Origin of the sequence: Membranihabitans marinus (assembly GCF_019802045.1) — a bacterium.
GTDB lineage: Bacteria > Bacteroidota > Bacteroidia > Chitinophagales > Saprospiraceae > Membranihabitans > Membranihabitans marinus_A.
Genome location: NZ_JAHVHU010000015.1, coordinates 31,292 through 46,483 on the forward strand (window position 1 = coordinate 31,292; position 15,192 = coordinate 46,483).

The 15,192-nt window shown below is 44.2% G+C and carries 9 protein-coding genes; 6 read left to right on the plus strand and 3 right to left on the minus strand.

Annotated features, from left to right (window positions below):
- Nucleotides 1–91 precede the first annotated feature (91 nt).
- Nucleotides 92–745, minus strand: coding sequence for a carbohydrate-binding family 9-like protein (locus tag KUV50_RS15205; protein WP_222581035.1), 654 nt, complete (start codon nucleotides 743–745; stop codon nucleotides 92–94).
- 550 nt (nucleotides 746–1,295) lie between these two features.
- Nucleotides 1,296–2,381, minus strand: a complete 1,086-nt coding sequence (locus KUV50_RS15210; protein ID WP_222581036.1) for a family 20 glycosylhydrolase — start codon at nucleotides 2,379–2,381, stop codon at nucleotides 1,296–1,298.
- 302 nt (nucleotides 2,382–2,683) lie between these two features.
- Between KUV50_RS15210 and KUV50_RS15215 the strand changes: the two genes are divergently transcribed.
- The 3 genes from KUV50_RS15215 to KUV50_RS15225 all read left to right on the plus strand — a co-directional run bounded on the left by KUV50_RS15215 (nucleotide 2,684) and on the right by KUV50_RS15225 (nucleotide 11,140).
- Nucleotides 2,684–5,716, plus strand: coding sequence for a SusC/RagA family TonB-linked outer membrane protein (locus KUV50_RS15215; RefSeq protein WP_222581037.1), 3,033 nt, complete (start codon nucleotides 2,684–2,686; stop codon nucleotides 5,714–5,716).
- 25 nt (nucleotides 5,717–5,741) lie between these two features.
- Entirely contained in the window at nucleotides 5,742–7,331 is a 1,590-nt protein-coding gene (locus tag KUV50_RS15220; RefSeq protein WP_222581038.1) for a SusD/RagB family nutrient-binding outer membrane lipoprotein, read from the plus strand.
- 566 nt (nucleotides 7,332–7,897) lie between these two features.
- Nucleotides 7,898–11,140, plus strand: a complete 3,243-nt coding sequence (locus KUV50_RS15225; protein WP_261395319.1) for a VCBS repeat-containing protein — start codon at nucleotides 7,898–7,900, stop codon at nucleotides 11,138–11,140.
- Nucleotides 11,141–11,407: 267 nt separating this feature from the next.
- On the opposite strand, the gene KUV50_RS15230 is transcribed toward KUV50_RS15225, so the two are convergent.
- Nucleotides 11,408–11,848, minus strand: coding sequence for a VOC family protein (locus KUV50_RS15230; RefSeq protein ID WP_222581040.1), 441 nt, complete (start codon nucleotides 11,846–11,848; stop codon nucleotides 11,408–11,410).
- Between the two features lie 175 nt (nucleotides 11,849–12,023).
- On the opposite strand from KUV50_RS15230, the gene KUV50_RS15235 reads away from it, so the two are divergent.
- From KUV50_RS15235 to KUV50_RS15245, 3 genes are all read left to right on the plus strand, one after another.
- Nucleotides 12,024–13,313 (plus strand): DUF3472 domain-containing protein, encoded by a 1,290-nt coding sequence (locus KUV50_RS15235; protein WP_261395308.1) that lies wholly within the window; start codon nucleotides 12,024–12,026, stop codon nucleotides 13,311–13,313.
- 195 nt (nucleotides 13,314–13,508) lie between these two features.
- Nucleotides 13,509–14,156, plus strand: coding sequence for an RNA polymerase sigma-70 factor (locus KUV50_RS15240; RefSeq protein WP_222581041.1), 648 nt, complete (start codon nucleotides 13,509–13,511; stop codon nucleotides 14,154–14,156).
- A 45-nt stretch (nucleotides 14,157–14,201) separates the two neighbouring features.
- The gene (locus KUV50_RS15245; protein WP_222581042.1) at nucleotides 14,202–15,191 is read left to right on the plus strand and encodes a FecR family protein; all 990 of its coding nucleotides are present in this window, start codon (nucleotides 14,202–14,204) and stop codon (nucleotides 15,189–15,191) included.
- Nucleotide 15,192: the final 1 nt, after the last annotated feature.

A 15,192-nucleotide genomic window follows, 5' to 3' on the forward strand; every position in this document is an offset into this window, starting at 1 on the left:
CAGGAGGAGCTATTACTCCCGAAATGCTGGTGGAACAATTAAAAGTTGCTTTGACAACTCGTCTGATAAGTGCACTGTCAGTTTACTTCTTTTATTCAAATTCCAACCGTCCAAAAAATTCCGGCTGATGGAAGCTGGGGCGATCCGTATGAACGGGATTCCAGCTGAGATAATGCGGTGTGGAGGTTTCATCACCACACTTGAAGAAATTAGCGTGGGCGCTGAGTCCGCTAAGTTCGGTGATGTTCTCATGAACCAAAAGACGGGCCGGAATGACGGCGGTTAATTCCCAGGATGAAGAACCATCTTCGATATCAACGGGCGTGGTGCCCATGGTGGACCTCGTTCTGATCATGGACTCAATCAATTCTGCATCGATTAAATTTCGTTTTCCGATGTTTGGCCCATATCCCAGGTGCGTGGTGCCGATAGCATTGAATTCAAAGTTGTAGTAATGGCCGTTTTTTTTAGGGTCGATAAAAAACTCCACGCAGCTGTCTTTGTGTGTGGCACTGTTGGTGGTGGTGTGCCGGGCCAGGATGTGTTTTTCAGTAACGTAAAAAACGATCCATATTTCTTCGTTGGTGTGGCCTATACGGAAGGATACGCCGGGCGTATAGGGGAATTGCGGCCAGTTGATTTGATCAATGGTATGGAGCTCAGTCTGCTCTTTGAGTAACGCTGAAACTTGCAGGAGGTCTGTTTTTCCGTTGTGGTCTATTTTAGGAACGGTGAGTGCTTTCATATCATACATTTTTTGCGATGGATGGTTGTCCGGTACCTCACTATTATATGGTGAATGAAATACCAAAAGACTTAAAAGAATGTAAAGTTGGCTCATAGCTTTTAAAGATAGGCATTTTCTGGAAAAAATTCATCTGCTGCACCATTGCAAGGCACGGTCCAAATGGACCAATTTTGGCTGTTAAAATGTTGATGATTAACAGTGCGACCTCGCTGAGGTCGAATAGTTTCAAGGATTATGTGGCTAATATAATTGGACCTCGCTGAGGTCACATTTTTTATAACTTAGTGGTACACTTTTCAATTAATACACTGGTACACTTTTCAGTTAATATCAACATCAGTATTAGTTCGCCTTAAGTAGTTCGACTTCGCTCGGCGCACTGCTTTCCCCTTTCCCCTTTGAGCTTTGAGCTTTCAGCGTTGCGCTTCTTCCTTCCCGCTCATTTCTTCTGTACTAGTTCGCCTTAAGTAGTTCGACTTTGCTCGACGCACTGCTTTCAGCTTTCAGCTTTCCCCTTTGAGCTTTCCCCTTTGCGCTTTCAGCTTGGTCACTTCACCCACGCTCTACTCAGAGCCCGGAAGCAATTTCCAGAAGTATTCTTTTCTTCTATCTTTTCGGACGTTCGGTATTCTTCCATAAATCGCGCAGCCGAGGTCCACACCGTCTGGATCATGCCCAGATACCGATCCTTCATGGTAGGCGTGGCTTCCTCAATAAATGTACGCATCATTTTTTCCTGACGAACGGCCACATCAGGTTTTCGCCAAGGACAGGTCGCTACCCGAAAACCCTTTGATGTAAAGAGGACTGCTGTGGCATCTGCCCGCTCATAATGCCAGTCACAGATCACCACGTCTTTGTTGATGAGATCAATTGCACGGTGGGTATTGTTGTAACTTCCTTCCCAGAGACCAATTCCGGTGGTTCGCCCATCAATGAGCCGGTCACCCCACATCCACAGTTCACTCCCCTTGTCATTCAGATGATGAAATATACGATTTACTTCATCGGCAAACAACTGCGCCGGATCACGTCCCTGGCACCGGGGGCAGTCCTGGTGACCAATATAAAAAACCTCGTCAAGTCCGGCATGAAAGGCATCTGCCTCAAATACTTCCATGATCTCATCAACCAAGTCAAAGACCACCTCATGAACATCGGGATGAAGAGGGCAGTAACTTTTGCAATAAAGACCGTCCTTATTGGGCCATTCATAATACTCTGGCAGTTCGATTTTTGGGGTTTCATCAAACTCGGGGTACACCTCCAGCAGCTTTCCCAGTGTAGAGTGCCAGGATTGATGTCCCAGCAGATTGATTTGTGGAATGAGCCGAATATTGTTTTTCTGACAGATTCGGACTAGTTGCTTGATTTCCGCTTTGCTTAGAGCCTGGTCCGCAATCAGTTCTGGATGAGACTGATATTCGTAGCGGTAATCGATCCGGAGAATCAAGGTGTTTACTCCGGCCCCGGCCAAATCCTGATCAATAAAATTTGTAAAATGATCCACATTTTCCGGCATTGGAGCTGCGATGCACATTCCTTTCAGCGCGTAGTCGGACTGGCTGTGCAGTACGTTAATGCTGTAGAAATGTGTGGTAAGGAGAAGCATGGCATAAGTAAAAAAGCGCATAAGATTCAAGATATATGTTAAATGGGTAGCATTAGATCAATGATAACAAAATGAATCAAATAAAATATAGAAATTAACAGTTAATCTGATATGAAAATACGTGAGTAGTCACCGAGGTAGTAAAAAATTAATAAAAAATTCACATATTATAGCGGGAATTGCTTACATTGCAATGGATTTAAGAATTTTACGCTTTCAATGAGTTATAAGCGCCCCAAGTTTACATTAAGTTCTTATTTATATTCAGTGGCTATATCGTTATATAGTCCATTGCTGCCTGTTTTACTTACAAATCATTTATTATGAAGAAATTACTATTAATCACTTTTTCTTTATTTGCAACCCTTCCCATGTGGGCCCAGTTTCAGGTGAGTGGAAAGGTGACGGATGCAGGAGGAGAGGCATTGATCGGAGCCAATGTGAGTTTGCAAAGCGATCCCGGAAAGGGAACGATCACCGACTTTGATGGCAATTATACGATTGATGTGCCGGGAGAGAACGTTACTTTGGTAGTGAGTTATACCGGGTATCAACCAAAGACTGTGGCTGTCGAAGGACGTAATGAGATAGATATCGTTCTTTCATCGGGCATTGAGCTCAATGAATTGGTGGTCACTGCACTGGGTGTGTCCCGCCAGAAAAAATCACTGACGTATTCTGCCCAGAATGTTGGTGCAGAAGAATTATCGCAGGCCAGAAGTGCGAACATGGTCAATTCACTGTCCGGAAAAGTGGCCGGACTTTCCATCACCCCTTCCGGTGCCGGAGTAGGAGCAGGATCAAAAGTGCTTTTGAGAGGAAATCGTTCCATATCTGGAAGTAGTCAACCGCTCTATGTGGTGGATGGCGTGGTGCTCAACGGAGGAATTGGTAATCTCAGCCCGGACGATATACAAGAAATGACCGTGCTAAAAGGAGCAAATGCAGCTGCTCTTTATGGGAGCCGTGCCAGTAATGGAGCAATAATTGTAACTACGAAGTCTGGTGCGGGTGCATCCAATGGGGTTACAACGACCGCAAATCTGACGTTCCAGGGGAGCGATCCGATTCATTTGCTTAAGACGCAAGCTGAATACGCCCAGGGGTCAGAAGGAAATTATGCCCCGGCAGCAACTACTTCATGGGGACCCAGGATGACCGGTCAACAAGTAGAGCACTGGTCCAATGATCCGGAGTATTTGCAAGAAACCTATGGTGGGTCGACCTACGCACTGACACCACAGCCGAATAATATTAAGGACTTGTTTCAGACCGGCTATGAAATGGCAGCTAATCTTTCTACCACGATAAAGAATGATAACTCAAGTACCTTTTTGTCATACACCTACACAGACGCAAGGGGAATTATACCTCAAAACAACCTCTCCCGTCACAATCTGAATGCGCGCTTCAAAGCAGAATTGGTAGATAATCTGGAGCTGGACGCCAAAGTGAACTACATTCGCCAGGATTTTAGTGATATACAGGCGCAGGGTGAAAATTTTGACAATCCGCTTCGATACTTGTATAAATTGCCACCTAATATACGGACTCAGGATATTGAGCATTTTGAATTTATCAATGCCGATGGTCAGAATACCCAGCACTATTGGTTGCCCCAGTTCAATGGAGGTGGCAATCCCTACTGGACGATCAACAACGTCAAAAACCCCAACCTTTCAGAACGGGTTATAGGAATGGTTTCCTTAAAGTATAATTTAACCGACAATTTATCCATATTGGGTCGATCTGCGCTGGATCGGGGAAGCAACTTTGGTGATTATTCCCGGTACAACGATACCTACACTACTGGCAAATTCGGGAGCTACAGTAAAAACTTCAACTACAGCTATGAATGGAACAACGATGTATTATTAAATTTCAACACGAAACTGACCTCGGATATCTCCCTGGATTTAAATTTTGGAGGGAACAATCGCAGGGCTAAATACGATGCACTGACAGGTGGTGGTGATAATTTTCAGATTGCCAACTTATTCTCTTTGGCCAATACCAATGATCCCCGGCCCGGCGAAGGATACAGCCTGAAAGAAGTCCAATCGGTCTATGCATTTGCAGAAGTAGGATTTTTTGACGGACTATTCCTGGATATTACGGCTCGAAATGACTGGAGTTCTACACTGCCAGCTGACAATCGGTCTTACTTCTATCCCTCGTTTGGTCTGACGGCCGTGTTGAGTGATTTGACGACCATGCCCTCTTTTATCGATTTTCTTAAAATCCGGGGATCCTGGGCTGAAGTGGGGAATGACACCGATCCCTACGAGCTAGCGCGGACGGCCTCTATTAACTTCGGAACCATTCAGCTTAGTTCGACGCTTCCTGCAAAAAATTTAAAACCGGAAACCACACGATCCATTGAATTTGGATTGGCGAGTCGGATGTTCAATAACAATGTTCGACTGGATCTGACTTATTATAAGTCCAATACCTTTGATCAGCTTTTTAGAACACCTGTACCGCCCGCATCCGGGGCAACAAGTATCTTCCAGAACGGAGCGGATATCCAAAACAAGGGCATCGAGGCTGTGATTGGATTTAGTCCGGTAACCACCGGAGAATTTACCTGGGATATTAATTTTAACTTTGCCAAAAATGTAAGTAAGGTGCTGGAGATTGCCGAAGGTTTTGATAAATTAAATCTTGGAGGCAGCTTTATGAGAGATTATGAGCTTCGTGCCGGCGAACCATTTGGTACCGTGGTGTCTCGCGGATTTCAACGCGATGAGCAAAACCGTATTATCGTGGATGTCAATGGACTTCCGAAAATCACGCCGGGAAAGACAGTTCCGGTTTCGAATTACAATCCCGATTGGTTAGGCGGTGTACGAAATTCGTTTACGTACAAGGATTTCAATTTTAGTTTTCTGATCGATATGCGCCAGGGTGGCACCACCATTAGCTTTACAGAAGCTATTATGGCAGCCGATGGTGTATTGGAATACACCACACAAGGTCGAGAAGGAGGTATTGTTTTCGGACAAGATATTTTTTCTGATGAAGAAGTTGTGACAGAAGACGGCACAGCCAATACCATATCCGTTGATCCGGAGGATTATTACAACCATGTAGGTGGTCGTAATACACCGGTAGGAGAAGCCTTTGTGCGTGATGCATCCAATGTCCGATTGAGAGAAATGATCCTGGGCTATAGCTTTCCAGGGAACCGAATCAATCTATCCCTGGTCGGACGGAACTTGTTTTTTCTGAGCAATAAAGCGGATTACTTTGATCCAGAAATCATGGCGGGTACCAGTAATTCTGCAGAAGGCCGCGAAGCATTTGCGCCGCCAACTGTCCGTACCTTTGGATTGTCACTAAGAATTAATTTGTAAATCACATACTGAAAATCATATAGACATGAAGTTATTATATCCGTTTATTATATTGTTTTTCGCAGCTGGATTGAACTATTCATGCACCGAAGATTTTGATGAAATCAATACGGATCCGAAGAGTCTGACTACGGACAACCTGGATCTAAGCTCCTACCCGCTGGTGGTGGCCGGAGCACTGTACAATCCTCTGTATATGGGGCAGGACAACAGGGGCGCTTTCCAGTTGGGACATTCCTTGTTTGCAGATATTTACGCCAACTATTTTGCGACAACCGCACCCAATTTTGATTCCGATAAATTTATACTGGTTGGCGGCTGGCTCAATGGCGCCTACAACAATTTTTATAGTCGCTCTTTCCCTTCCATCAAATACGCTGAAGACTATGCCGTAGAGAATGGTCTTGACATTGAAAATGCTATGATGAAAACGTGGCGGGTGTTTGCCTATCACCGTGTGACAGATTATTGGGGACCCATTCCTTATTCCAATTTTGGGAATGGCGAAAAAGTGGTGTTTTATGATGGTCAAGAAGCGATCTACAATGATTTTTTCAAGACTTTGGATGAAGCAGTAGCCATATTGAAAAGCAATACCGGAGGTCGGTCCATAGTTGGAAACAGCGATGTGATTTATGGGGGAGATGTTGATCAATGGTTGCGATTTGCTAATTCTCTGCGCCTTCGTCTGGCCATGCGCGTTCGCTATGCCGATCCGGGGCTGGCTAAGACACAAGCCGAAAAAGCTATCCAGGATGGTGTCATCGAAAGTAACGATCAGAATGCTTATGCCTCGTCCAGTACAGACTGGAAAAATAATTATACGACCATTACCCAATGGGGTGAATTTCGGATGAGTGCAGATATGGAAAGCATATTGAAGGGGTACAAAGATCCTCGTGTAGAAAAGTATTTTTCACCTGCTGACGAACCGGATCCTACCGATGATCCGGAAGGTCTATCCTTCCCTTACGAAGGGATGCGGAATGGTCAGGCCAAAACGGACAAACAATCCATACCATTCAATGACATTGCATCCAATATGGCCGCTCCTTACATTGAGGCCGGGGGGGCCGGGCCGGATTGGCCTGTACTTCGTGCAGCCGAAGTTTACTTTTTAAGAGCGGAGGGCGCCCTGGAAGGCTGGAATATGGGTGGAGGAAGCCCCCAGGAATATTACAATCAGGGAATTACCATGTCCATGACTGATCATGGTTTTGACGGGAACAACATGTCCGGGAATGATTATATAACCACTCCAGCCACACCAGCCTCTTTTGATGGGAGTACCGAACCAGCATCCAACATGCCGGTTCCTTACAATGCCGGTGCAGATAAAGAAACACAACTGGAGCAGATTATCACCCAAAAGTGGATCAGTTTGTATCCCAATAGTTGGGAAGCTTACGCAGAGCGACGTCGAACCGGATATCCTACGTTGTATCCCAGGTTGAATAGTGATAACCCCGATATTAGTGTGGATGAAATTCCCCGTCGATTGCCCTATGTGAGTACCGAATACAATACAAATGAAGAAGCTGTCCAGGATGCTATCAATAATTTACTGGGTGGTCCGGATGCGGGTACAACCAAGTTGTGGTGGGACGCTAAATAAACTTAGAACTTAGTATTTTGTACTTAGAACTTAGTTTAATTTGAGTAACTATTAGCAAAGAATGGAATACCCGTTGTAGCTTCTAAAAATTGTGAGAGGCTAACCTGACAGCGTTTCGGAAAATACGATTTATTGATAGGAAATAGTGATCCTTATGGCAAGTGATTATTATGGCAGAGATGCAACCTGTCAGCGTTTGAGATAAAGCTTTGAAGAAAAACACAGGTCTTTAATTAATGTACGTCAACACACATGCAATAGAAAATTCAAGCTTTTTCCACAAATTATTTTCATCCCAGACGCTGTGAGGTTAATGTCAGCGCTTGTGACGGAAGTAATTAAAACACTGACAGTGCTTGTCACGCTTTGGCGGGATCGGTCAGCAACAACCAGACCTAATTGCGACAATAACACAAGCTTCCCCCCAAAAAACTATTCTCATCCCAGACATCGTTTGCTTAATGTCATAGTTTTTGATGTTTTTCCAGTTCTATTGGTACACCGTACGTTTACAAAATTCGATCATGTGGAATAAGAATAAAATTAGTTGGTTTTGGCTTATAATTATGTTCGTGACTGCGTGCAATAAGTCACCGGACACACTGTTCTCTCAACTATCTCCTCGTCAGTCAAATATCACATTTAAAAACACGCTTAAGGAAACTGAAGAGTTTAATGTATTGAAATACACTTATTTTTATAATGGCGGGGGCGTCGCCATCGGTGATGTTAACAATGATGGGAAGCCGGATATTTACTTCACCGGGAATATGGTGGCTAGCCATCTTTACATTAATCAGGGCGAGTTGAAGTTTGAAAATAGAGCCGCTGAAGCCGGTGTGGAAGCAGCAGGATTATGGAATACAGGTGTGACAATGGTGGATATTAACCAGGATGGCTGGCTGGATATCTATGTATGTCGTTCGGCCGCAGCCAGTGCAGATGCGCGTCGGAACTTGCTTTTTATTAACGATGGAATAGATGATGACGGACAGGTTCATTTCACGGAATCCGCCGCAGAATATGGGCTGGATGATCCGTCCTATTCTACGCAAGCCATTTTTTTTGACTATGATCGGGACGGCGACCTGGATATGTATCTGCTGAACCACTCGGTCCCGGAGTATGCTAATTTTACCGCTGATATTGAGCAGCTGAAAAAGCAAAACAATCCCCATTTTAGTGATAAACTGTACGAGAATCAAGGCGGTAATTTTGTAGATGTTTCGGAGCAAGCTGGGTTGATTAATAACGTACTGGGGTTTGGGCTGGGAGTGGCTGTCTCCGACTTTAACGGTGATGGATGGCCCGATATTTATGTAAGCAATGACTTTAATGAAGAAGATTATCTGTATATTAACCAGGCTGATGGCACTTTCCGGGAGGATTTACGGTTCTGGATGGATTATACCTCTTTGTTTTCCATGGGCTCTGATGTCGGTGATGTCAATAATGATGGACTTATGGATATATTGTCCCTGGATATGTTGCCACAGGATAACTATCGGATTAAGCTGACCTCTGGAGCAGATAATTATAAAAAGTACAAACTGTTGCTGGACCGCAATTTTTATCGTCAGCATATGCGGAATATGCTCCAATTGAATCAAGGTAACAACCGGTTTCAGGAAATAGGACAGATGGCCGGTATTTCCAATTCGGACTGGTCCTGGGCTGCTTTGATGGCAGACTATGACTTGGATGGGTGGCCGGATGTCTTTGTGACCAATGGGTATGCCCGGGATTATACCAATATGGATTTCTTGAACTACGCGATGCATTTTAAAATGGAGAATCCGGAAGTGCGGGAACAGGATATTCCCGTCAGTCAAATGATTAATCATATGCCGCAGATCAATGTAGCGAATAAAATGTATCAAAATAAAGGCAGTATCCAATTTGAAGATGTGAGTAGTTCATGGGGTTTTTCTGAGCCGGAAATGTCCAATGGAGCCGGCTATGCAGATCTCGATGGGGATGGTGATCTCGATCTGGTCATTAACAATGTGAATAGTAAAGCATCCATTTATATAAACCATTCGAGGGAAAAAAATAAAACCCATTTCCTGGGAATCAGACCATTATTGACTGAAGGTGCTCTACCTGCTATTGGGAGTGAGGTAACGATACATATCAATGATGAAAAAATGGTCCGCGAGCTTTATTTGAGCCGGGGTTTTCAGTCTTCGGTGGAACCTATACTTCATTTTGGATTGGGGACTCGGACAAAAATTGACTCACTCATTGTACGCTGGCCACAAGGCGAGCGTGAAAGGTTTAAGTTGGATTCGGTAGACCAATATTATACGTTGATCAAGGGGGAGGGTGTTAACCATGCTCAATCTATAAATAAGGAATCATCAGTGGGACCATATTTTATATCTGATTCAGTCCTTAACTTTACCCACCGTGAAGATCTTTTTAATGATTTTGATGTGCAAGGCCTCTTGCCACGGTTTTATTCTAGAAAGGGACCTGCCATGGTTCACGGGGATTTGAATGGGGATGGCATTTCGGATGTTCTTATTGGTGGTGGACCTGGCCAATCAGCGTCTTATTTTCCGGGGAAGCCGGGGGGTGGATTTTTGGCAGAACGGACAATACCAGCTTTTGAAAAAGATGCGCACCTGGAAGATGTGGCGGTTGCTATGGCTGATTTTGATGGAGATGGAGACCTGGATGTAATTATTGCATCCGGGGGAAATCGGTATCAGGCCGGGGATGAGCGGTATGCCCTGCGTTATTATGAAAATAGGGGGAATGACACTTTTGAGAGAAATAAGAGTTTTCCAGAAGTGTACCGTGATGCCACTTGTCTGGTCACCGGGGACTTTAATGAGAATGGTCGTATTGATATTTTGTTAGGAGGGGGGTATAAAGCCCGGGAATACCCGGTGGCAGGAGGCAATATGGTGATTTGGAACCGGGGAAATGATAGCTGGGAAATGGATCATGAAGTTCCATTTAGCGATTATCACTGCATGGATGGAGCCTGGCAGGATGTGGATGGAGATGGTCAGAATGAAGTGATCCTGGGTGGAGAATGGGAGCCGATCCAGATGTGGAACTACACCAATTCGGGGTGGGAGTTGACTGGAGAATCTGCCCACAAGGGGTTGGTTTCTTCGCTCCACGTCGTAAATCTCGATGATGATCCGGAATTGGAGATTATAGTTGGCAATTGGGGAGAAAACAGTGCTTTTACTGCATCGTCAGACCAACCTTTGGTGTTGTATCATGGTGATTTTGATGAGAACGGGACCATTGATCCTGTGTTGAGTTATTATGTGGAAGGAACATCGTATCCCTTCGTTTCCCGAGATGATCTGACAGGTCAACTGGCCTATATGAAAAAAGTATTACCCAATTACCACACTTATGGAGAGATGTCTATGGAAGATTTGCTGGAACATTTAGGGAAGTATACGGCAGATTCCGTTCAAATGCTGTCTACCCATATTTTGGATTATCAGAATGGGCACTGGGAGACGATTCGGTTGCCCTGGGAAGCCCAGGTGGCACCTGTATTTGCAATTGCGACTGTGGATATTGATAGGGATGGCTATCAGGACATTATCTTGGCAGGAAACAGTCGTTATAACCGGGTCAAAATCGGTGAAATGGAGGCCAACCATGGGGTGATCTTGAGAAATCAGGGCGGATTGGATTTCCAGACGGTATCGCCGGTGGAAGGTGGACTTAATCTTTCCGGGGAGGTGCGGAGTGCAACAAAATACCTCTCCAGTTCCGGTACGTATTTATTTTTCGGAGTGAATGATGGAGCAGTGAGGGGGTATAGAATGAGATAATCATTATACTTTGCTGTGGGTATCATAAGTCTGCCTATATTTATAGAATGAAAGGTCAGCAGGCTCAGTGCTTAGGATAAAACGTTTAGTTGTGGAACAGCACTTATGATGTTGGAAAGCGATAAGTCCCTTCCTACAGGAGGGACTACCCACTCGGAATTGTGACCAAATTAGTTCCTTGTTGAGTATTTGGTCTTGACATAAGCCGAGGTTTTGTTCCGTCATTCATTTTACAAGCTATGGCTCATAGTGATCATTGACCACCAATTACTCATTCGCCGGCTCATCATAATTCATCATCCATTGAATGCCATAGGGGTCTACGCACATACCAAAATAGGCTCCCCAGAAAGTGTCTTCCAAAGGCATGGTTACTTGGCCGCCTTTAGAAAGGGCGGAGAACAACTGTTCTGTTTCTTTCCGACTGGAAGGGTGTAAAGAAATCGAAAAATTATTCCCTTTTAATAAGGGGCCCCCGTGGCCGGGCATCGTATCACTTCCCATTAATACAGTTCCATTATCCATTGGGAGTGATACATGCATAATCTTATCTTTGACTTCATCAGGCATTGGTGGCATATCGTCCGAAGGTGGCATTTCGCCAAATCGATTAAGATCTTTAAAAGTTCCTCCAAAAACTGACCGATAAAATTCGAAGGCTTTTTCGCATTCTCCGTCAAAAGTCAAATAAACATTTGGTGTTGCCATTTTGTGTTTTTTAAATGAGTGATAAATTGAACGATAATATAGCGCTCTTTTGGAAAATAACACTTGACCTGTGGCAAGAAAAACGAGCGATTGCGCTGTTTTAGGTTTTTTAGATTTTCGACATCTGTTAAATTCGCTGTATATTTAATCCGGAATGCAAATAATAAAATCTTCGATGATGATATATCTCTTGTTGACTTTTCTTGCATGTCACCCCATAGGCACCTCCACAGCTCTGAACTATGGTATCAGCGATGGCTTAGAAATAACTGCCTATGGCAACAGTTGGGTAGTTAGCGATTGGCGACGGAACAAGGAAGTGATTGGCCAGGACGGAATCCAGAACTGGACCCGGCCGGATGACGTCATCCGTACATATTTTAAGACTGAACAGACCGGTACGATCCGGTTGGCTCTTAAAACGAAATCCCGTTCATCCACCGCCCGGATCGGAGTCAGAATCGGTAATACGTCGTACGAGGTTTGGTTGGATGACCAGAAAGATAAACTGGTCGAAGTAGGTCAATTTCATATTAAAACTCCCGGATACCATTATATAGAGTTAAAAGGCCTGGAAAAATCGGGGAAAACCTACGGTGATATTGAAGCATTCCTGGTGGATGGACCGGCTACAGAAAACGGACTAACCTATGTCAAAGATGATTTTTATTGGGGGCGACGTGGACCATCTGTTCATTTGACTTATCAGGAGCCTGAAAATAAAGATGTCGAGTGGTTTTACAATGAGATCACCGTGCCGGAAGGAGAGGACGTGATTGGCTCTTATTTTATGGCCAACGGATTTGGGGAAGGTTATTTTGGGATGCAGGTGAATTCATCCGAAGAACGGCGGATACTATTTTCGGTGTGGAGCCCATATAATACACAGGACCCCACTAAAATTCCGGAAGGATATAAGATTCTGCTTCAGAAAAAGGGCGAAGGCGTTTATACAGGTGAATTTGGCAATGAAGGATCTGGTGGTCAGAGTTACTGGCGATACAATTGGTCAGCTGGTCAGACCTACCGGTTTTTACTCCGAGGTGTTCCTGTAGAAAATAATTCAACGGACTATACCGCCTGGTTTTTTGCTCCGGAATTGGGTAGATGGAAGTTGATTGCTTCTTTTCGTCGACCGCATACACACACCTGGTTGACTCGGCCCCACTCTTTTCTGGAGAATTTTTATACTCAGACCGGCTATAAAAGCCGGATGGGGTATTATACCAATCAATGGATTCGGGACAAGCGTGGTCAATGGCATGAAATGACCAAAGCTCGGTTTACCGCAGATGCTACTGCCCGGAAGGGGAGTCGGTTGGATTATGCCGGCGGTGTGGACGAAGGAAAGTTTTTTATGAAAAACTGCGGATTTTTCGATGAGACAACGACCATTGATTCCTGGTTTGAGCGACCCGCAACTGGTAAAGTGCCGACCATCGATTTGGTAAATTTACCTGAGTAATGTTCTGGGTATCATTATCCACTTATTAGTAAATCTATTCCATCGTTTTCTTTCCCATTATGAAATCCGGGAGATTTTTAATACCCTTGCGCCTCTAAATAAAAGTTTTTTTAAAAAATCGTGATTTGGACTACGTGTTCAACAGATGTTTTGTGTCTATATGTATAGACGATCCAGTGAAATAGTCAAGTGAATATGGCCATTGAGAAAGAATTTTCGAAAAATACAGCTTCCCTTAAGAAGAGGAGTCTTGCTATAGATAGCGAAGACACTTCGGGCGATCGTTCGGGGCTTGTGAAGAGCAGAGACAGAGAATATTTCCTGCGGAAGGCGTTCCGGGAGGATCCCTGGGAGGGCTGTACACTCATATTTAAGCATTATTATTCGCCGTTGTGTAGTCATGCCATACGTTACGTTTATTCGCAAGCTTATGCGGAAGATATTGTTTCAGAAGTTTTTATGGAATTCTGGCAGAAGAAACATTTTGAGAAAATTCATACAACATACCGGACTTATTTATTTCAGGCAGTCCGCAACCGTGCGTTGAATTTTGTCAGAAAAGAATTTGGGCGAGAATTGGATCCAATCACGGAGGGTGAATTACTAGGTAAATCACTATCACCCGAACAAATTATGGTCCACGAAGAATTTTATCAAAAGGTACAAGAAGGCATAGAACAATTACCTCCGAAATGTAAGAAGGTGTTCTTGATGAGTCGGAATGAAGGCAAACCTATAAAGGAGATTGCGGCTCAGCAAAAAATATCAGTTCGAACTGTCGAGACTCATATTAGTAAAGCTTTAAAAATGATGCGAGAGGTGCTTGTTCAGACGAATCATTGATGTCTGAGAAAGTGGAAGCAGCCAAGGTGTTAAGTTAAAAGAGTTATGAAACATAATCAGATGGAAAGAGCATTATTAATCCGGTATTTTTCCGGAGGGGTGACTCCTTTGGAAAAATCCAGGGTTGAAAACTGGCTGTCTGATGATGTCAACTTGGAATATTTTTATGAAGTGCTGGAAGAATGGGAACGGGGAAGTGCTCAGTTTATCCCTGATCAGACAGCGGCATTGGATCGGTTCACTCAGCGAATCAATCAACATCCCTCGGAGGGCAAAAAAAAATCCAGTCATGATAACAACAATCGAGGTTTTATACATCGCTGGGGTTTGTGGTTGGCAGTGGCCTCCATACTTATGTTGCTGATGATAGGAGTCGGATTAAAAGATAGCTTGATGTACGAAACGTATCAGACCGGGTATGGCATGACGCAAAAAGTTCAGCTGGCTGATGGGAGTGAAGTGGTGTTGAATGCAAACAGTAGTTTGCGCGTATCCCGGTGGATGAATTGGACAGCAACCCGGGAAGCCTGGGTGACTGGCGAAGCTTATTTTTCAGTAAAAAGAACACCGACGCCCAAGAAATTTATCGTCTATACCGCACAACTAAGTGTTGAGGTGCTTGGAACGAAATTTAATATAAAAGATCGGGATAATACAGCCCGGGTGGTGTTGAGAGAAGGGAAAGTGAAGGTGGCATCTCGTAAGGAACAAAAAGAGGTGGCGGTCCTGGCAGAAGAAGGCGACTATGCAGAAATGACGGATAGCTCCGAAGTCTTTGTGACCAAAAAGGTTGATCCCGAATTGTATACGACCTGGAAGGAGAAGCAGCTGAAGTTTGTGGATGCGCCACTTCCGAAAGTATTGAGTGAGATCGGTTCATACTATGGGAATCATATTATCTGTCGGGATTCAGCGACCATGCAAAAACAATTCACCGGAACCCTGCCCAATGATGACCTGACTATCATCTTGAAAACACTGGGCAATATTTACAGGACTGAGTTTTTGCCCCAAAAAGCGAAAAGCTTGAAATGAT